Here is a 19,954-nt window from a genome sequence, read left to right as displayed (position 1 = left end):
AGACTGGAAAGGGAACTACCGAGACCAGGTACTATATAACTTCCCTGAAAGCGGATGCAAAGCTGATCCATGATGCGGTAAGGAGTCACTGGGCGGTGGAAAACAACCTCCATTGGAGTCTGGACGTGATCTTCAGAGAAGATGCCTCACTAAAGAAGAAAGACCACTCAGCACTCAACTTCAATATAATCGCCAAAATGGCGCTTACACTGATCGATCAGGAGAAATCAACCAAAAATAGTAAGCCCTCCAAAAGACACCTGGCTGCACTGGATGACGGGTATAGAGCTAAAATCCTTAAAATCTAAAAGCGATTTCCCTGGGTTCAAACACATTTCATTTCCCTCTTAAGCATCTTTAACTTCCATAAATTTAATAGCTACCAAAAGCCTTCTTATTTTTGGACTTCATGAAATTCACATTCTTAGTCATTTTATATTTTGCTTTTGCGCCAGCTATCCTAGCGCAAAGAACCTACTCTGGGAATGTTCTAGATGCTACTGATAAGACGTACTTAGAAGGGGTAAATGTGGAAATACTAGGTTCTGGAAGCTCAGATATCACCAATATCCGAGGGTACTTTTCGGTAAAGGGAAACTTAGGGGATACCTTGAAAATCTCTTTTCCTGGATTTATAGAGCAAAAAATACCCTTAGGTGAAGAGACTTTTTTGATGCTTCAGATTCAGGATAGGGCGAGATTACTTCCAACGTTTGAAGTGAAATCTGAACCTTATGCCTTTCGGTTCAAAGACGGAAAATTAACCTTGATCGATCCAGATGAGGAGAAAGCTACTTCTAACAAGGGAGGAATCAGCGCAGGATACCTAGATTCTCCAAATGGAGGAATTGCAATTGCAGGCGTTTTGTCATCCCTGACTAAGCGGGCAAGATTGGAACGGGAATATCAGAAAAAGCAGGAATGGATGAGGAGACGCGCCGGGTACTACGCAGTAGTTGAATCAGATACAATCCGTCAAAATCTTATGGTAAAATACCAGCTTCAGCGCTCAGATTGGGATAGAATGATCATTCGCTTCAATGAAGGGAATGCTTATCATGAATTTTTGGACTGGAGCAAAGAGCGTGTCTATGCGACGCTGAGCGAGTTTATTGACCGAGAAAGACGTTGGATTAATTAGGATTTTCTTTTGAATGACCAGGTCACATGAAATCGTGCAACCTCTTCTCCTTGGGGATTTTTGCCAGAGGAAATCATAGTTAGTTTTCCTGTGTCATTTGGTTGTAAAGATTCGAGAAGGCTACCTAATTCCTGCCCTTGGCCACAGGTAAATGTGATTTTCTGATTCGCTTTTTTAGAGTATTCTGCCCTAAAGTCCACGACGAGCATAGAAAATTTTCCCAAGCCACTGATCGCTAATTGGCAAAGAGCACCAGTGCTAAGTTCTGCCGCACCAGCCAAAGCAGCGAAGTAAATGGAGCTAAAAGGATTTTGTGTTCTCCAGGAATAGGGTATGGTAACTATGCATTTTTCAGCATCAAGCGATTTGATCCTAAAGCTCCAAAAAACGGCAGACGGTAGCTTAATAAGCATGCCAAACCAAAAATAGAGTGGGTTGCTCATTTTTCTTTGATAGGCTAAAGCAGCTGGTTTCAAAGTAGTTTGGGTTTTTTCAGTCTGCATTGTTTATTTGTTTGAAGTCTTAAAGTAGTAAAAATTGCTTTCTGGTATTTAATTTGGGTCTATTGAAAGAAAAAATAACCACCATGAAAAAAATAGCAATTTTGTTTTGTGCCGGACTTGTACTTTACTCCTGCGCAAAAGTGCCTTTGACAGGGAGGAATCAACTTGCATTGATTTCTAATGAAGAAATACAACCTTTAGTAGATGAGCAGTACGATCAGGTACTGAAGGAGGATAAGGTAGTTACCAATACTGCCGATGGGCAAAAAGTACTCAAAGTGGGGAAACGCATGGCTGAAGCAGTTGAGAGTTACTTGGTCTCCCAAGGCTATCAAGAACTCGCAAACTCCTTCGATTGGGAATTCAACTTGCTTCAAAGCGATCAAGTAAATGCTTGGTGTATGCCTGGCGGAAAAGTTGCTTTTTACACAGGAATAATGCCGCTGACTCAAACTGAAACGGGAATTGCAGTAGTGATGGGGCATGAGATTGCCCACGCCGTAGCATCTCACTCAGCAGAGCGTATGTCAAATGGTATGGTCACTAACTTAGGCGTGAGTGTTTTGTCAAGTGCCATTGGACAGAACCCTTCTATGACTCAGGCGATTTTCTTACAATCTGTAGGTATCGGCGGAGAGTTGGGAATGTTGAGTTTCTCTAGGAAACATGAATTAGAAGCAGACGAACTTGGCTTGACCTTTATGGCGATAGCGGGATATGATCCTCGTGAAGCTCCGATTTTCTGGGAAAGAATGCTGGCAAATGAAAATGGCCAGGCACCACCTGAGTTTCTCTCTACTCACCCAGCTTCGCAAACAAGGATTGATAAGCTAAATAAGCATATGTCTAAAGCATTGACTTTTTACAAAGAGTAGAATTCTAAGAGGAATTTTAATTTAAAAAAGACGGGCATATGTCCGTCTTTTTTGCTGATAATCGTAGTTTTAATAGATTGAATTAGAACAAGATAAATAATAGAGCAATGAGAAAATTAATGATTATAAGTTGTTTGCTTGTTATCGGTTTGGCTGGATGCGAAGAAGAAACGCCTACTGGAATAGACTACTCCTTGGATCAAGTTCTTTTTGCCTGCAATAGCAACAACAGCGCTGATTTTGTCTGGCTCGATAAGTTTGTCGCCAATGCTGAAGCACAAGCTTCAGGCTATTATGGGGTAGATTTGATGAACTATAATTCCTCGGTATATATCATGCTTCATAATAATTTGAGCGCAAGTCCACCTGCAATTTATAACTGCAATGGAGAACTTGCCTTGGCGGATTTAGGCTTGACCTATAATGAGTTTGTGGATCAATCTACCAAACTGAAAACGGTGTATTCAAAATAATAAACCAAAAATCCAGAAATGAATTTATTCTTGGATTTTTGTATTTTGTAGGTATGGAAAAAGAAAAATCTTTAGGTAAGCTTTCAAATCTTCAACTTGAGTTGCTAAAAGTTTTTAGTCAAAACCTAGACGATACCCAGCTTTTAGAAATAAGGGAGCTATTAGCAAACTACTTTTCCGAGAGGACCACCAATGAAATGGATAAACTGTTTTCTGAAAAGAATTGGGGTGCTGAGAAGATTGAGGAATGGGCAAGTGATCATATGAGAACAAAGTATGAGAAAAAATGAAAGTCATATTGGATACCAATGTGCTCCTAGTTTCTATTCCAAGATTATCTCAATATCGGCTTATTTTTGATAGCCTACTTCAAGGCAAATTCAGTATGGCTGTTAGCGAAAGCATTTTACAAGAATATGAAGAAATTATAGCTATAAAGACGAATAAAACGATTTCAAATAACTTAATCGAGCTGATTTATTCTCTTCACAATGTAGAATTAACAGATGTCTATTTCCATTGGAATTTGATTGACCTAGATCCTGACGACAATAAATTCGTTGATTGCGCGATTGCAGCAAATGCAGATTATATCATTACCAATGACCATCATTTTCAGATTCTTAAACAAATAAAGTATCCTATTACAACCACCTTGAGTGCTGATCAATTTCTAGAGTTATTGTAGAAAAACCCGAAGTTTCCTCCGGGCTTTTTGTTATTGATTAAATCCTCTCAGTTTGATCTGGGTTAGTTTTCGTTTGGTATCCAGCGGGAAGTCTCCTCGCATCATCCAATCGTAGTAGCCTGGCTCATCTTTCAATACCTGTGTAACCGGAGTTCCTTTTTGCTTTCCGAAGTTAAATACTTCTAGACCTTCATTATTAAAGACAAACCTTCCAGCTAGATCTACCATTTTTTCATTGAGCAGATCGTGTAGTTTCTTCATGTCATTCTCGATCACTCCCATTTTATTTCCTTGGAGATCTTCCATTTCCTCACCTAAATAGCGCTCTATTTGTGCTTTAAACACATCTAGTGTAGCTAGCGTGTCGGCTTCTGCACTGTGTGCATTCTCGAGTTTTTGGCCGCAATAGAATTTATAGGCAGCAGATAGATTTCTCTTTTCCATCATGAAAAAGATCTTCTGAGCATCCAACAGGTTTCTTTTGTCCAAGTCAAACTCAATCCCGGCCCGAAGAAATTCTTCTACCAATAAGGGGATATCATATTTCAATACATTGAATCCTGCCAAATCTGACTGACCTATAAACTGGAAAATTTCTCTAGCCAGCTCTTTGAAGGTTTTCTCTTCTTTCACATCCTTGTCATAAATACCATGGATGAGGGAAGATTCCAGAGGAATTGGGATCGTCGGGTTTATCTTTCTCGTATAGATTTCCTGTCCGCCATCGGGAGTTACCTTGACGATGGAAATCTCCACGATCCGGTCTGTTGAGATATTGATTCCAGTTGCTTCTAAATCAAAAAAAGCAATCGAATTCTTTAAGTTTAATTTCATGGTTAATTGAATTTAGCTTTAATCGGCTCCAGATCCATTTTGTCATAGGATCCTGAGCTCATCAAAAGTAGGTTGGAATTAGTATAGTCTTGTGCCAAAAGGAATTCTTTCAGGCTTCTACTATCGGTAAATAATTTTAAATCAGGTCGTTGGAATCCCTCTCTCAAGGTTTGCTCGTCCATTAGCTCTAGTTTTTTCAAAGCCACAGCATGAGGGTCAAGATACACAATTGCTAGGTCTGCTGCCTCCATTGATTTGGCATAATTTGGTAAAAACTCCTTATTCAGCGAAGAGTAGGTATGCAATTCCTGCACAGCGATTAGCTTTCTGTTTGGGAACTGAGTTTTCACTGCGGAGACTGTTGCCTTCAATTTGGATGGCGCATGGGCAAAGTCTCTATAAAGACTGGAGTTATCTGTTTCCACCAGAAGTTCCTGACGCTTTGCTGCACCTTTAAACGTCTGAATGCTTTGGTAAAACTGCTCTTTAGTCAATCCCAAAGCCAGGCAGATATCCATGGCGCCTTGCAGGTTTTGAAGATTATGCTCTCCGAAAATGTATATAGGAATCAAGCCATTCTCAGTTTCCAAGAATGTCTTTCCATCTTTTATTATCGCTGGGTGAGCTTTATATGCCGTTTTCGTTGCTGAAATACTTGTATTCTCTGCTGCTTCTTTCACTAAAGGATCAGCTTCGCAGTAAATCAATTCTCCAGTATCAGGAGTCAAATTCATTAGTTTGCTAAACTGCTCTTTGTACTCGTCAAAATCAGGAAATACGTTGTAATGATCCCAGGCAATTCCACTCACTAAAGCAATGTCATGCTTGTAATGGAAGAACTTCGGAGTTCTGTCCAGTGGAGAAGTGAGGTATTCGTCGCCTTCAATGATGATTACAGGCGCATCTGAGAGTTTCACCATTAGGTCAAAACCTTCGATCTGAGCACCAACCAAATAGTCAAAATCTACATTCTGATCTTTCAGTACATGCAGGATTACTGAAGTGATTGAAGTCTTTCCGTGTGAGCCCGCTACGATCACTCGCTTCTTATTCTGGCTTTGATTGAAGATGAATTCGGGAAAAGAGTAAACTGGAATTCCCAATTCCTGTGCTTTGACAAGTTCTGGATTGTCTATTCGAGCATGCATTCCCAGAATAATCCCGTCTAAATCAGTTGTTATTTTCTCGGGATACCAGCCATACTCAGCGGGTAAGATTCCTGCTTTTTCCAGTCTAGTCCTTGAAGGTTCATAGATTTCATCATCAGAACCTGTGACCTGATAGCCTTTTTCTACAAGTGCAAGAGCGAGATTGTGCATTACTGCTCCACCGACAGCTATAAAGTGATATTTATTCATTGGGTAAAATAACGAGTGGGAATTGTTCTCCAAACTTAAAAATAATTATTGGCTGCATGGGAGCATAGCAGTTCTATTTCAAAAGAATTTCTCAGGATGTTGAACTTCAATTGTAATTGATGGGAAGAATTTAGAATAATTGGTTTCAATCGTTGCAACTGCCTGAGAGTCTGAATTAATCTATGATAGTAGAGTCTAAAGTAAGTTTTGGGGAAAATAGTTAGCACTTTTTGCCTTTCTGGGCTTGGTTATTGAGACCTTTTGATTGTTGATAACTCTGGCAAAAATTGTTTAAAACTCTTGCCTTTTTCCCAATACATTTGTTCCATGGCCGAAAATAGTAGCAATCCCCGAATCACGCGTAACAAACCAACCCATCAAAATTCCAGCATGCTGGGCAAAGTGCCACCTCAAGCAATTGACCTTGAGGAAGCGGTGCTGGGTGCCTTGATGTTGGAGAAAGATGCGTTGACCAATGTGATTGATATTCTAAAGGTGGAGAGTTTCTACAAGGATTCCCATCAGGTTATTTTTCAGGCGATTCTCGACCTTTTTACTGAGAGTCAGCCAATTGACTTGCTTACGGTGACTTCCCAGCTTCGCAAAAGTGGGAATCTTGAGATAGCTGGTGGAGCATTTTATGTGACCGAACTTACTTCAAAAGTTGCATCGGCAGCGAATATAGAATACCACGCCAGAATAATCACTGAGCAATCCATCAAGCGGGAGATGATCAGAATCGCTTCTGATATCCAAAAAGATGCTTACGAGGAGACTACAGATGTTTTTGAATTGCTGGACAAAATGGAGCAAAATCTCTTTGAAATTTCTGAAAAGAATATCCGAAAGAATTACTCCGATATGAAGTCCATCATGCGTGAAGCCATCATAGAATTGGAAGCTAGGAAAGGCCAAAAAGATGGTCTTACAGGCGTTCCTTCTGGATTAACAGCTTTAGATCGTGTGACTTCAGGTTGGCAAAAATCCGATTTGGTGATTATTGCAGCGCGTCCTGCAATGGGTAAGACGGCTTTTGTACTTTCTGTTTTGAGAAATGCAGCAGTAGATCACAGTCGTCCTGTGGCCATTTTCTCTCTGGAAATGTCCTCGGTTCAGCTGGTGAATCGTCTGATCTCATCTGAAGCAGAACTGGACTCTGAGAAAATCAAAAAAGGAACGCTAGCTGAGCATGAATGGGCTCAGTTGGTTCATAAAACTGCAAAACTTTCCAAAGCTCCGCTTTTTGTTGATGATACTCCGGCACTTTCTATTCTTGAGCTTCGGGCAAAATGTAGAAAACTGAAAGCTCAGCACGACATTCAGATGATCGTAATTGATTACTTGCAGCTGATGTCTGGTGATTCCAAAAGCGGGGGAGGAGGAAACCGAGAGCAGGAAATTGCGAGTATTTCCCGAGCTCTTAAGAAAATAGCTAAAGAACTGGAGGTTCCTGTAATTGCACTTTCACAGCTTTCCAGAGCTGTAGAAACTAGAGGAGGAGATAAGCGACCACAACTTTCGGATTTGAGGGAATCAGGAGCCATCGAGCAGGATGCTGATATGGTTATGTTCCTCTACCGTCCCGAATATTATGGAATCACCGAAGATGAAGATGGAAATTCCACTCAAGGAGTCGGAGAAGTGATTATTGCCAAGCATAGAAACGGTTCTTTGGATACAGTTAGACTTCGGTTTATCGGCCGTTATACTAAGTTCCAGGATTTGGATGGCTTTGGAAATATGCAGGATCCTCAAGGAGGTAATGCTGTTTATCGTCCAACTTTCGCGGCTCAATCCAGTGGCATTTCTGAATTTGACTCTGGCAACACCATTAAGCTTCAAAGCAAGGCAAACAGTGATGATGGAGACGATCTATTAAATAGAAATAACTCAGAAGACGCGTTTTAATTTCCCAATGAAAGCCATAACTCTAAATAGCGCACAGCAATCAAAATTGCTTCTGACCGACGTTCAAACCCGAAGTTTACTGCCAGGTGAAGTACGGGTTCTGATAAAAGCTGCAGCACTGAATCATCGGGATGAATGGTGTAGACAAGGCCTTTATCCAAATATTAAAGACGGTGTAATTCTAGGTTCTGACGGAGCTGGAATAGTGAGTGAGATAGGAGAGGGAGTTGATTATGAGCTTTTGCAGAAAGAGGTAATTATTAATCCTGCCTTAAACTGGGGTGATAATCAAAAAGTCCAAGGTTCTTCTTTTGAGATTTTGGGAATGCCACGCAATGGCACTTTGGCAGAATCTGTTATCGTTCCGGCCGATAGACTTTATTCCAAGCCGGCTCATTTGACTTGGGAGGAAGCTGCAGCGTTACCGTTAGCTGGTTTGACAGCGTACCGCGCAGTTACTTATCAGGGAAATATTCAACCTGGAGAAAACTTATTGGTAACGGGATTTGGAGGGGGAGTAGCTCAGTTCGCTGTACAGTTTGGATTGGCGCTGGGAGCTAATGTTTCCACAAGCAGTAGCAGCCCAGAGAAATTAGAAAAAGCTAAAGCTTTGGGTGTTTCAACGACTTTTAATTACTTGGATCACAATTGGATATCAAAGGCAAATGAAGATACAAATGGCTTTGATTTGATAATCGATGGAGCTGTGGGAGATACGCTGAATCATCTGATTCAAGTCGCAAAGCCAGGCGGGAAAATTGTTTTTTATGGTGCTACCCTTGGGAATCCTACAAAGTTGGAGGCTCGAAAAATCTTTTGGAATCAGCTTAAAATCATGGGTACCACCATGGGGTCTGACCTGGATTTTAAGAATATGCTTTCTTTTGTGTCTGAGAAGAAATTACAGCCTGTAATAGATCAGGTCTTCAGATTTGATCAAGCTGAAGAAGCTTTTGATCGCATGCGTGATGGGAAGCAAATGGGGAAAATTGTGCTGGTTCCTTAAATCTCCACGTAGGTTTCTCCGAATTCCTTTTTCGCGATTCTATATATTTCATCCTTTTCTGGAGGCACGACCAACATATCACCGGGTTTGACGACCATTGTATCTTTCCAGGGTGCCTGAAATTCCAATACATTTGTAGCATCCAAACCTTCTAAATGCTTCTCACTTACTATCAATCCCAATATTTCACCTTTCGGCTGATAGCAACCCCAGCCTTTTTCCAAGGATTGGATCAGTGAATATTTTTTCTGAAAAGTCTCAGCTTTTACCAAATATAGCTCGTTTGAGCTAGTCTGGTTTTCTACCAACCAATCTCCAGCTTCAGCAGTGTTTTTGGTTTCATCTCCATCTGAAGTTTTCGTTACTACCTCTAGTCCAGGCTGAGCTTTTTTTGCCCGAACCAAGCTCTTCTTTTTATAGCGTTTCCCGCTTTTTTCTAAAATGTGAAGAAAATGAGCCAGCATTTCTTTTTGGGTGATCATGGGGCGAAGAGATTTTATTATTTGATATAGATCATATAAAACTAAGAATAACAAATTAAGGATTGCTCACTTTTCAGATGTTTTTAGTACATTTTATCTATACTTTTAAGCCTCAATCCATATCATTTTCAAAAAGAAAATTCTGATAGGCATTTTGCAATTCCTGCTGGGTCTTCAAGTTCTTTTGCTCACGAGCTAGAGCTATTCCCTTTTCAAAAATCGTTTTAGATTGCTCTAAATCACCTATTTCTGCATACAAGTGGGCCGCCGGAAAGTAGGTGGGGAGATAAGTCGGATGCTCAGAAAGTAATTTTTCAAAGAGTGAGTAGGCTTCTTCTGGGTCAGTTTCCCGGAACTCTATCGCCAAAGCATACCAGTTGAAGGGATTTTCGGGTTCTTCTTCGGTAAATTGTCTAAGTAGCTGTATCCTGTCCAGATTGCTCATCAATAGTTTTTTTAATTAAGTCCATACTGTTATTTTCACGAGAAATAAATCTAAACTAATCTAATTCTAAACCAATGAAGATTCTTGTTTGTATCACCCATGTACCCGATACTACCTCCAAGATTCAGTTTACGGCCGACAATACCAAGTTTGATTCTACTGGAGTTCAATACATTATTGGCCCATACGATGACTATGCCTTGGCGAGAGCCGTAGAACTGCGAGATCAGGCGAGCGGAAAGTTAACAGTTTTAAATGTAGGAGAGGCGGATTCTGAACCAACTTTGAGAAAAGCATTGGCAATAGGCGCCGATGATGCTATTCGCGTGAATGCTGCTCCAAAAGATTCTTTTTTCGTTGCGCAGCAGATCGCACATTATGCTAAAGAAGGATCATATGATCTGATCCTGATGGGAAGAGAGTCCATTGATTTCAATGGTGGAATGGTTCACGGCATGGTAGGAGAATTGCTGGGAATGCCATCTTTTTCGCCAGTGATGAAGCTGGATGTAGATGGGTCTATGGTAAAAATGTCCAGAGAAATAGAAGGCGGTAAGGAACTGTTGGAAGCAAGTCTTCCGTTGATAGCAGGTTGCCAGGAGCCAATAGCAGAGTGGAAAATCCCAAATATGCGTGGTATCATGTCTGCCAGAACAAAGCCATTGAATGTAGTAGAGCCCGTTTCTCAGGAGACTCAAGCTGAAGCAAGTAAATATTCACTACCACCGGCTAAAGGTGCTGTGAAATTAGTTGATAAAGATAATGTAGCAGAGCTTGTGAAGCTTTTGAAAAATGAAGCAAAAGTGCTTTAATGAAACCCAATAACTTGTTATAAATTAGGATATTATGTCAATTTTAGTATATATAGAACAAGCTGAAGGAAAAGTAAAAAAGACCAGTCTTGAGGCTGTCTCTTTTGCAAATTCTTTAGCGGCACAGACAGGAGAAGGAGATGTAGTGGCAGTAGCACTTGGTACCATCGGAAACGAAGAGCTTGCTGCTATAGGAAAAGCTGGTGCAGCAAAAGTGCTTCACGGTGATGAAAGTAAGTTGGATGCAGGGGTAATCCAGGCACATGCTTCGGCGGTAGCTCAAGCCTTCAATCACATTGGTGCGAAAACCTTGGTTTTGGCTAAATCATCACTTGGAGATGCCGTAGCTGCTAGACTTGCGATCAAACTGAAAGCAGGCTTGGTATCCAATGTGGTAGAATTGCCGAAAACTGATGGGGGATATGTAGTGAAGAGGAGCATTTACACAGGAAAGGCCTTTGCGGAAACTTCCATAACAACGGAAAACAAAATTCTTGCAATCAAGAAAAATGCAATAGATCTGAAGCAAGACGGTGCTGACGCGCAAGTGGAGAACTTTAGCGTATCGATAGATGAAGCTGATTTTGCTTCCAAAATCACTTCTACAGAGCGTGCAACTGGAGATGTCTTGCTTCCTGAAGCTGATATCGTTGTGTCAGGAGGTAGAGGATTGAAAGGCCCGGAAAACTGGGGAATGGTAGAAGAAATGGCGAAGATTCTTGGTGCGGCTACTGCATGTTCCAAGCCTGTTTCTGATCTAGAATGGAGACCTCATCATGAGCACGTAGGGCAGACTGGAGTAAAAGTAGCTCCAACTTTGTACATAGCGATAGGAATTTCAGGCGCTATTCAACATCTTGCAGGGGTCAATTCTTCAAAGTGTATAGTAGTCATTAATAAAGACGCAGATGCGCCTTTTTTCAAAGCTGCGGATTACGGAATCGTAGGAGATGCTTTTGAGGTTGTGCCAAAATTAAACGAAGCATTTAAAGCTGAATTATAAATTTTTGTGGAAAAACTCATAGAACTTGAGATTTTGGGACTATCGTCCAATCATTCCCAATCAGGGTCATTTACCTTGGTGTTAGGGGAAGTTGGTGGAGCTAGACGTTTGCCGATTGTGATCGGTATGTTTGAAGCTCAGGCGATAGCTCTGGAAATCGAAAAGATTATTCCGAATCGTCCCATGACGCATGATTTGTTTAAGTCATTTGCCTCAGGGTTCAATTTTGATATTGAAAGAATCGTAATTACTGATATGAAAGAAGGAGTCTATTATGCTAAAATCCAGTGTAAAGGAGACACGATCGAGACTGAAGTAGATGCTCGTCCTTCTGATGCCATAGCAATTGCGATACGATTTGGAAGTCCCGTATTTTGTACTGAAAAAGCCATGGCCGAAGGAGCTGTGGAGCATTATGAGGTAGAAAAGAAGGACGAAAAATCTCCTCCAAAACCTTCCACACAAAAATTCACAACTAAAAAAGAACCTTCTTTGAAGGATTTCAGCTTGGACAAGCTTAATCAGATGCTCGATAAAGCAATCAACAACGAAGATTATGAGCGGGCAGCTCGGATCCGGGATGAAATCAATAAAAGAAACTAATATATTTTAAAGCCCGGGTTAGCTCGGGCTTTTTTTATGATTTTATTAACCGCAAAGAAAGTACAAAGAGCGCAGTTGTTCTGCTTCCCAATTTGGTTCAAGTCTTCTGACTTGGACTTCTTAGTTCTCATGACTTGGACTTTAGATGATTCAGTCTTCAGAATGTTATTTTTAAGCAAAACTCTAATTGCAGTCTGAAGACTGCAATTCAGGAGTCACAAGTCTGAAGACTTTCGCCAAAGATCTGAGAACTTGAACAGAAATCTGCTTACTGCGACTGATCACTGCTCACTAATTACCCTGAATTCTCAATTTATAGCTTAACCGCTTAAGCCATGATTGTTTTATGAACCTACGTTCCTTATTTTTAGGCCTTATCTGCAATAATTACTGAATGGATTACATAAGAGGAGTCTTTGGTCTGGCCGTCATCGTTTTGGTGGCTTTTGTTTTTTCTAGCAACAAGAAAAGAATCGACTGGAGATTAGTTGGAATCGGAATATTATTACAGCTGGTGTTCGGTTTTCTTATCACTCAAGTTCCTATCGTAGAAAGTGGCTTTGCCATGGTCAGTCGTGGCTTTGTGAAATTCCTAAGCTTTAGCCGGGATGGAGCAGCATTTATTTTTGGGGATTTGGCTGGCGACAGCTATGGTTTCATTTTCGCATTTCAGGTTCTTCCCACGATCATCTTCTTTTCCACAGTTTCAGCTGGGTTATATTATTTAGGAATACTTCAGAAAGTGGTTTTCGGCATTGCCTGGGTAATGGCAAGAACAATGAGACTTTCGGGGCCTGAGAGTTTGTCAGCAGCTGGAAATATCTTCTTAGGTCAAACGGAAGCCCCTCTTTTGGTACGCCCTTTTATCCCTCAAATGAGTAAATCTGAATTGATGTGTTTGATGACTGGAGGAATGGCGACAATAGCTGGTGGTGTTTTGGCTGGTTACGTGGCTTTTCTAGGTGGTGACAGTTTGGAGGAGCAAAGTCGGTTTGCAGCCTATCTTCTTGGAGCTAGTATCATGAATGCTCCAGCCGCAATTGTGATGTCTAAAATGTTTATTCCTGAAGTTGAAAAGGAATTGGTTCAGGATAAACTGGAAGTAAACGAAGAAGCGATGGGAGTGAACCTTATCGATGCGATGTCTATCGGAGCTTCAGAGGGTTTAAAGCTCGCATTGAATGTTGGAGCAATGCTATTGGCGTTTATCGCAGTGATAGCAGCCGTCAATTATTTGTTGATGGGAATCTTGGGTGATGTGACTGGCTTGAATGAATTTGTAGTAAGAACTACCAATGGACAGTTTCAAGGTTTTTCTTTGGAATATCTTTTTGGGCAGGTTTTCCGGGTCTTTGCCTGGGTGATCGGCGTGGATTGGGTGGATACCCTTCAGGTAGGAAGTTTGCTGGGACAGAAGACTGTAATCAATGAATTCGTGGCTTACCTCAGCCTTTCCGAAATGAAGGAATTGGCAAGTCTTAGTCCCAAGTCAATTGTGATCGCAACCTACGCACTTTGTGGTTTTTCCAACTTCAGTTCGATTGCGATTCAGCTGGGAGGAATAGCCATTATCGCTCCAAACCAGCAAGCAAATATTAGCCGCTTAGGTCTCAAATCACTGCTCGCAGCATCACTTGCCTGTTTGATGACAGCTACGATTGCTGGGATGTTATTTGGGTGATTTTTTAAGTATCAAGTAGCTAGACGTTAGATATAGGATTTTAGAATCAAGAATACTGTGTTCCATGTGATAATGATTAGATCATTGATATCAACTCTTTCTGCAATAAGTGGAACACTTGTGGTATATGGAATTTTGAAACTTGATTCTTTTATATCTTCAGTGAATAATCCTGAATATTACGATATGTTGAATGATTCAGCTGAATTTGCAATTCCGGATTTAGGATTGATTTTGTTATTTTTTCTTGTAGTCTTTCCATATCAATTTATTGCAATAACACCTCTCCAAAGGTTGTTCAAACAGTTAGGGATTTCAGTTTTAAAGTCATGTTCTATAATAGTTATTATTTCTATTCTTATATATTCTTTCGGATTTACAATAATCTTTAGAAGTCCATACTTAGGTATTATGGATACTTTACAAACATTCGGTTTTGGAGTCTTGATATTTGGGGTTTACTTCATTACTAATTTAGCTATACAACAGATTTTGTTAAAGAAATCCCTAAATGAATATCTTAATAGAAACTACGAGTAACTTTACCTGTTTAAAAAACCAAAAGAGGTAGAAAGTAAGATGAATTACATCTTTCTTTCTACCTCTCGTTTTTTACGATAAGAATTGCTTACAAGCGATACGACTTACTTATCTCCATAAAGCTTTTTTCCTGCCTCTTCGTACTTATCACCGGCAACCCACATTGGCTGATTTGCGGCGTTGGCGATATTTTGCGCAGCTAGGATATAAGACTTCCAATATAACGTCACGTAATCCAGATCAAGGGAATCTACTTCATCTCCTGCCTTGTGATAGTATTTGTTGATCTCATCATCAAATGCCGTGAATCCCAGGCTAAAAGTAGGAGCAGGGATACCTTCTTTGGCGAAGTTAACATTGTCAGACCTATCGTAAAGTCCCTGCTCAGGTGCCGGATCTGCAATAGCTTTCAATCCAAAATCTGCCACCGCTTCTGACACCAAATCATCAGCGGTAGTTCTACCCAAACCGATTACAGTAATAATAGAAGTGTCATTATACCCAGCTCCGTCAATATTCAGGTTGTATATAATCTGGTTCAATGGAATCAATGGATTTTCGGCAAAGTATCTACTTCCCAACAATCCCTTTTCCTCCGCAGTCCAAAGTGCCAATAGCACAGATCTCTTTGGTGGGTTTTTAGCAAAGAATTTGGCGGCATTCATCACGGCCACGGTTCCCACAGCATTATCTCTCGCTCCATTGTAAATTGAGTCACCTTCTGCATCTGGACGACCAATTCCTACGTGATCGTAGTGGGCAGAAAGCATCACATATTCATCTTTCAGATTTTTGTCAGTTCCCTCAATCCATGCAATCACATTTTTTCCATCAACAGGAGTGTTTGATTTACCTTCGATCTCCAAAACTGCTGATTTTGCACTTCTGGTTGCGATTGCTTTCGGCAAATCATTAGAGAGATCCTTCACCCAGATATAAGGCAATTTGCTGGATTCACCTTTATCGATGCCCATTTGAGCTCTGTTTAGGTAATTTGCAATCAGCTGCCAAGGAATAGAAGGGATGTTAAATCGTTCGATCAAAGCTACTGCACCTTGTTTTTTTGCATTGGCTGTTTTCTCATTTCCTAAAGCAAATAAATCTGCCGGGCTCATCTTATCCGGTGCACCTACACTGCTTACCGCGATTTTACCAGTGAGATCTTTTCCTTCAAAATCTTCGGGAGTACCAAATCCCACATCCACCAACTCGTACGATCCGCTAAGAGATTCCCCGTCTAATACCAGTAAGTTTTCACCTTGGTTATAGGTAGAATCACCCAGTGTGATTTTGCCTGTGGAAGGAGGAGATGAAAGCCGAAAAGGGATGTTTTGAAAGTAGCCATCAGCGCCTGGGACAGGTTTTGCACCTGCTTCTTTCAGTTGCAAAGCGATGTAATCATAAGCTAAGGCCATTTCGGGACTAGCTGGATCTCTTCCTTTCAACTCATCGGAAGTGAGGTAAGTCAGGTCGGTAATTGCATCTCGTTCATTGAATTTCTTTTCGATCTTCTTTTTTTGAGCTTCAGCCACAAACGTAAAAGAAAGCAGTAGGCTGAGGCCTAAAAGTGATTTTTTCATATGATTGTAATTTGATTTTTATTGGAAACTAAACGGGATGTTCTAACGAGAAATTCATCCAAGTAAAGTCCCCTTTGGTAGGGTTTATACAATGTATAATCTAAAGTAATTGAATTTTGGGAAAAGGTGACTCTCAACATTCCAATTGAAGTTCTGGCCAGCCCAAATCTGCAAGTGTTTTTTGGAAATGGGAGGGAAGCTTAGCGAAAAGAATGATAGTTTCATTTGATACCGGATGTCTGAATTCTAATTTTCTGGCATGTAACAGCAGATTTTCCATCCCAAATTGCTTCTGGAAAAATTGGTTCTGCTTGTTGTCTCCGTGCTTTTTGTCTCCCAAGATATAGTGCCTCAAATGGGCCAGATGGCGACGGATCTGATGAGTTCGGCCAGTTTCAGGTTTCAATTTTAACAATGCATATCTACTGGTGGGATATCTTCCGGTTGTATCAAATGGGATTTCCGATTCAGCTAAAACGTTATAATGGGTTTGTGCTTCCTGCAGTTTATTCGAGCGTTCGCTGGTCAAAGGATGATCAATCAAACCTGATTTAATTGCTGGAATTCCGCGTACAATCGCTAAGTAGGTTTTCTGAACCGATCTATTCGCAAATTGCTCTTTGAGTAGGGGCAGGATTTCTTCCTTCTTGGAAAACAGCAAAACACCACTGGTCGGCCTGTCCAAACGATGCGCCGGGGACACATGCTGACCAATCTGATCCCGTAGCATCTGTAAAGCAAATACTGTCTCCTCAGCAGCAATGGAGGTTCTATGAACAAGCAAACCCGAAGGTTTATTGATAGCGATAAGGTATTCGTCTTCGAAAAGGATTTCTAACACGGAAGAATTTGAAATTGTTATTTGAAATTGAACTAGTGGTCAGTCTTGGACCTTCAAAAATGCAGTCTCAGGATTGCGCTTTCTAATGATTCATTATAATAAAACTTGTCCAAAGATTGCAATACAATTGTACGAAAGTGTGGAAACCTTTTACAGGTTAGATTAATAGTCAGTCTTTAATCTGTAAAAAATCAAAACAGGGTTATCAGTACTTTCAGTACTAGAAACCATTTCCCTCAAAGTTTCACTAGCTGTGTTCGATTCTAGAATAACTTTTTTCTTAGCATAAATTTCTTCAGAAGATAGATAGCTAACTAAAACATTTTTCTCAGGAATAATTGTGGAAATTTGAAAAAAGCCTAGCGAATATATGTCATTATTAACTCTTCCATGAAATAGCTTTCCAGTGTTGTTAGATCTGAAAAGGTGTGATGTTTTACTACCTTCATATAAATGTTCAAAGTAGGTTATATCGTCTAAAAAATGAGCATTTCCTACCATATAGGAGTAATCAGGGTACTCTTCCCAAAAATCTCGTGCCTCTGAAAAATTAAAGTTCGTTTCTTCAGGTAAGGTTCTGTTTCCAAAGTCTATTCTGCAATAGGGAGTTAAGTTGTCTTGATCAATTCTATAAATGTCATAGGTGAAAGGGCGCAGGTAGAACAGTTCCTTCCCTTTTCTACTGAATACATCTCCGGTAAAAAACAACTTTTGCTCCTGTGCTGCATTATAGGCTCCTCCTTTTGCCAAAACCTTCCAAGTGGTGTCTACCAGCACCAATTGGTTGTTACTAATTTCTAAAATGTGGTCATTATATGTCTTGTTTAGATCGACGGCTATTATGCTATCATTTACATATTCGAAATCATTAAAACGATAAGCTACTCGATGTTCCCTAATAAATTCTCCTTGCAAAGTGTAGTAAAGCAGCTTTGACAGACGATCATCATGTACTACCAGCTGATCTCTAAAAGGGTCAATCGCTATGCTGCTTGCTCTAGTAAATTCGCCTGGTCCTTCACCTTTTGCATTCAAGGAGTACAAATGTTCTCCCTTTATACCAAAAACAAAAACTTCGTTTTTTTGCCCATCCATGAGAAAAATCCTGTCTTTATGGAATTTCAAGCCACGAGCCCAATCTGTCAAAAGGTCATTTGGAATATCTCCAAGCTTCACATACCAGACGCTGTCTATTACATCTGACATCAAAATTTCATTCTCATTATTCTCAGGCACCTTAATTTCCATTTGGAAGGAAACTGCTTGGCCTAAAGAGTCCAAATCTGTGAGATTCTGAGACAATACCTTGTTCACATCTATGTCACTGAATTTATTGCTTCTAGTTGAATTTGCTATTTTATCACATGATGTGAATAAGATATAAAAGAGGAATAGGAGGGATAAAAATTTTGGTTTGAATTTCATAGACTCGAGGTTTTTCAATTATCTCAAAAATTAAGTTCACTAATACTTATCAATGGAATGAGAATACTAAAAAAGAGAGAAATTATTATTTCATATTAATGATAACTAAAAAATTGCTTTTAATAAAGCATAAAGTGTAAGAATTACCTAAAGACTATATTTTCATTCCCTTAGGTTTATTTTCATTGAAAGAAACACCCCAGCTCAATAAATAAAAAGAGGCTAGGGAATTGAACCCATGTTCTCAAATATCCTTTTCGGTTCAAGTCTTCAGACTTGGACCGTCAATAATGTAGTCTTCAGACTGCCAGGCCGCCCATTTATGGTAAGTTACAAGCAGTCTGAAGACTGCAGCATAGCACAAGTCAGAGACTCATATCTTTAAATTGAATCAAAAAAACAGAATAAAGGTGTAGCCAGACTTCGAGACTAAGTACGGCAATGTCGATACTGTGCGCAAGGAATCACATCTTTATTCTTTCCTCTGCAAATCTGAATAGTACCTAAACATGGAGGCTATATATCTTTCAATGTTCCATACTATGAGTAAAGAATTAGAGGGGATACTGTTTTTTTAAACCATCAAATCACATGATAAAGTATTCTGTCGGACTGGACATTTCCAGTAAATCCATCTACGGCTGCCTATCTTCTATAGATAGCGGTCAAAAAGTAACAGTGAAGTCAACCCAGACTTTTCCCAATACCACGTCCGGCTTCAAATCCATGGATGGCTGGATAAGAAAACACAGGAAGGTTGAAAACATCCCTGTGGTGATTTGTATGGAAGCTACGGGGAATTACCATGAATCCTGTGCTCTGTGCCTGTTTGAGAAAGGTTATTCTGTTTCAGTGATCCTACCTACTAAAGCGAAGAATTACCTGCGGTCATTGGGAAACAAGTCAAAAAATGACAGCATAGACGCAAAAGGCCTTGCCCGGATGGGAGCAGAACAATGTCTGCGTGTCTGGTCGCCCTTTGGCAGGTTTTTCTATGAACTCCGATCTCTGACCAGACATCACCAAAGCCTGCAGGAACAAAAGACTGTTGTGAAAAACCAACTCCATGCCCTAAAAAGCGGCATGTATTCCTCAAAGGCCGTTGAAAAACAGTTGGAAAGCATGATCAAACTGATTGACAAGCAGCTCGAACAACTAGAGATAGCTATCAAGAATCTGCTCCAAACTGAAAAAGAAGTCTGGGAAAAGGTCTGCAACATCTGTATGATCAAAGGAGTAGGTGTATTGACAACTGCTATCCTGCTGGCCGAAACCAACGGCTTTGAACTGTTTGAAAATAGTAAGCAGCTGGTCAGCTATTCTGGATATGACGTGATCGAAAACCAGTCAGGAAAGCACAACGGAAAAACCAAAATCTCAAAAAAAGGCAATTCAAGAATCAGGCGGGCGATGTTCATGCCCGCATTCCAGGCTGTCACCTACCAAGTAAAACCTTTCTGCAACCTATTCGATCGTACCTTCGAAAAGCATGGCCTGAAAATGAAAAGTTATGTAGCTGTCCAAAAGAAAATTCTAACCACCATCTACGCATTATGGAAAAACAACACCCCTTTTGAAGATGATTATAAACCCCAAATATCCAAAGAACAGGAGCTGGAGCTTCCCTCTCCGGTCAGCTTTGCAAAAGCTGAAAAAAGTAGTGCCGATCAAGTCGGCACTACACAAGGTAAACATCCAAGTGAACGATCACTGTATGCTTCCTCTCCGGTATCGTAAAGGTAAAAATTTTCACAAA

Annotated in this window: 21 protein-coding genes; 13 read left to right on the top strand and 8 right to left on the bottom strand. The window is 40.3% G+C overall.

Annotation, left to right across the window (positions count from 1 at the left end; all coding sequences use genetic code 11):
* The coding region (locus BM386_RS04780) for an ISAs1 family transposase (protein WP_139235844.1) at positions 1-308 on the top strand (308 nt) is incomplete at its 5' end.
* Positions 309-409: 101 nt separating this feature from the next.
* Positions 410-1,141 carry a carboxypeptidase-like regulatory domain-containing protein gene (locus BM386_RS04775; RefSeq protein WP_091691887.1) on the top strand — a complete coding sequence of 244 codons (732 nt, stop codon included), beginning with the start codon at positions 410-412 and terminating at the stop codon, positions 1,139-1,141.
* Here BM386_RS04775 and BM386_RS04770 read toward each other — a convergent pair.
* Positions 1,138-1,644 carry a DUF4442 domain-containing protein gene (locus tag BM386_RS04770; protein ID WP_091691886.1) on the bottom strand — a complete coding sequence of 169 codons (507 nt, stop codon included), beginning with the start codon at positions 1,642-1,644 and terminating at the stop codon, positions 1,138-1,140. The genes BM386_RS04775 and BM386_RS04770 overlap by 4 nt on opposite strands.
* An 83-nt stretch (positions 1,645-1,727) precedes the next feature.
* Between BM386_RS04770 and BM386_RS04765 the strand changes: the two genes are divergently transcribed.
* From BM386_RS04765 to BM386_RS04750, 4 genes are all read left to right on the top strand, one after another.
* On the top strand, positions 1,728-2,519 hold the full coding sequence (locus BM386_RS04765) for a M48 family metallopeptidase (protein WP_091691885.1): 792 nt from the start codon (positions 1,728-1,730) through the stop codon (positions 2,517-2,519).
* Between the two features lie 107 nt (positions 2,520-2,626).
* Positions 2,627-2,992, top strand: coding sequence for a hypothetical protein (locus BM386_RS04760; protein WP_091691884.1), 366 nt, complete (start codon positions 2,627-2,629; stop codon positions 2,990-2,992).
* Between the two features lie 53 nt (positions 2,993-3,045).
* Complete coding sequence (locus BM386_RS04755) at positions 3,046-3,282, top strand: hypothetical protein (protein WP_091691883.1); 237 nt, start codon at positions 3,046-3,048, stop codon at positions 3,280-3,282.
* Complete coding sequence (locus BM386_RS04750) at positions 3,279-3,680, top strand: putative toxin-antitoxin system toxin component, PIN family (protein WP_091691882.1); 402 nt, start codon at positions 3,279-3,281, stop codon at positions 3,678-3,680. Before BM386_RS04755 ends, BM386_RS04750 begins: the two co-directional genes overlap by 4 nt.
* A gap of 30 nt (positions 3,681-3,710) precedes the next feature.
* Here BM386_RS04750 and BM386_RS04745 read toward each other — a convergent pair whose 3' ends face one another.
* Entirely contained in the window at positions 3,711-4,514 is an 804-nt protein-coding gene (locus BM386_RS04745; protein WP_091691881.1) for a 3'-5' exonuclease, read from the bottom strand.
* 2 nt (positions 4,515-4,516) lie between these two features.
* Positions 4,517-5,872 (bottom strand): UDP-N-acetylmuramate--L-alanine ligase, encoded by a 1,356-nt coding sequence (locus BM386_RS04740; RefSeq protein ID WP_091691880.1) that lies wholly within the window; start codon positions 5,870-5,872, stop codon positions 4,517-4,519.
* Positions 5,873-6,199: 327 nt separating this feature from the next.
* On the opposite strand from BM386_RS04740, the gene dnaB reads away from it, so the two are divergent.
* Complete coding sequence (gene dnaB / locus BM386_RS04735) at positions 6,200-7,780, top strand: replicative DNA helicase (protein ID WP_091691879.1); 1,581 nt, start codon at positions 6,200-6,202, stop codon at positions 7,778-7,780.
* Positions 7,781-7,787: 7 nt separating this feature from the next.
* Positions 7,788-8,786: a quinone oxidoreductase family protein gene (locus BM386_RS04730; RefSeq protein ID WP_091691878.1), complete on the top strand. Its 999-nt coding sequence runs from the start codon at positions 7,788-7,790 to the stop codon at positions 8,784-8,786.
* Here BM386_RS04730 and BM386_RS04725 read toward each other — a convergent pair.
* Together BM386_RS04725 and BM386_RS04720 are read right to left on the bottom strand one after the other, a co-directional pair.
* Positions 8,783-9,268 (bottom strand): hypothetical protein, encoded by a 486-nt coding sequence (locus BM386_RS04725; RefSeq protein ID WP_091691877.1) that lies wholly within the window; start codon positions 9,266-9,268, stop codon positions 8,783-8,785. The two genes, BM386_RS04730 and BM386_RS04725, sit on opposite strands and share 4 nt — an antisense overlap.
* A gap of 112 nt (positions 9,269-9,380) precedes the next feature.
* Positions 9,381-9,713: a tetratricopeptide repeat protein gene (locus BM386_RS04720; RefSeq protein WP_091691876.1), complete on the bottom strand. Its 333-nt coding sequence runs from the start codon at positions 9,711-9,713 to the stop codon at positions 9,381-9,383.
* A 74-nt stretch (positions 9,714-9,787) separates the two neighbouring features.
* Here BM386_RS04720 and BM386_RS04715 point away from each other — a divergent pair, with 74 nt between their 5' ends.
* The 4 genes from BM386_RS04715 (at position 9,788) to BM386_RS04695 (ending at position 13,812) form a co-directional block, all read left to right on the top strand.
* Entirely contained in the window at positions 9,788-10,525 is a 738-nt protein-coding gene (locus BM386_RS04715; protein WP_091691875.1) for an electron transfer flavoprotein subunit beta/FixA family protein, read from the top strand.
* A gap of 34 nt (positions 10,526-10,559) precedes the next feature.
* A complete protein-coding gene (locus BM386_RS04710; protein WP_091691874.1) occupies positions 10,560-11,528 on the top strand; it encodes an electron transfer flavoprotein subunit alpha/FixB family protein in 969 nt (322 codons plus the stop codon).
* Positions 11,529-11,534: 6 nt separating this feature from the next.
* Positions 11,535-12,131, top strand: coding sequence for a bifunctional nuclease family protein (locus tag BM386_RS04705; RefSeq protein ID WP_091691873.1), 597 nt, complete (start codon positions 11,535-11,537; stop codon positions 12,129-12,131).
* 394 nt (positions 12,132-12,525) lie between these two features.
* Positions 12,526-13,812, top strand: a complete 1,287-nt coding sequence (locus tag BM386_RS04695) for a NupC/NupG family nucleoside CNT transporter (RefSeq protein ID WP_091691871.1) — start codon at positions 12,526-12,528, stop codon at positions 13,810-13,812.
* 644 nt (positions 13,813-14,456) lie between these two features.
* Here the strand turns inward: BM386_RS04695 and BM386_RS04685 are convergent.
* The 3 genes from BM386_RS04685 to BM386_RS04675 form a co-directional block, all read right to left on the bottom strand.
* Positions 14,457-15,932, bottom strand: a complete 1,476-nt coding sequence (locus BM386_RS04685) for a M28 family peptidase (protein ID WP_091691869.1) — start codon at positions 15,930-15,932, stop codon at positions 14,457-14,459.
* A 133-nt stretch (positions 15,933-16,065) separates the two neighbouring features.
* Positions 16,066-16,773, bottom strand: a complete 708-nt coding sequence (locus BM386_RS04680; RefSeq protein ID WP_091691868.1) for a pseudouridine synthase — start codon at positions 16,771-16,773, stop codon at positions 16,066-16,068.
* A gap of 162 nt (positions 16,774-16,935) precedes the next feature.
* Positions 16,936-18,021: a 6-bladed beta-propeller gene (locus BM386_RS04675; RefSeq protein ID WP_170857034.1), complete on the bottom strand. Its 1,086-nt coding sequence runs from the start codon at positions 18,019-18,021 to the stop codon at positions 16,936-16,938.
* A 768-nt stretch (positions 18,022-18,789) separates the two neighbouring features.
* Between BM386_RS04675 and BM386_RS04670 the strand changes: the two genes are divergently transcribed.
* The gene (locus BM386_RS04670; RefSeq protein ID WP_091691866.1) at positions 18,790-19,935 is read left to right on the top strand and encodes an IS110 family RNA-guided transposase; all 1,146 of its coding nucleotides are present in this window, start codon (positions 18,790-18,792) and stop codon (positions 19,933-19,935) included.
* Positions 19,936-19,954 lie beyond the last annotated feature (19 nt).

It is taken from the genome of Algoriphagus locisalis, assembly GCF_900116615.1.
Lineage (GTDB): Bacteria > Bacteroidota > Bacteroidia > Cytophagales > Cyclobacteriaceae > Algoriphagus > Algoriphagus locisalis.
This window is presented reverse-complemented; position numbering and strand designations above follow the sequence as displayed.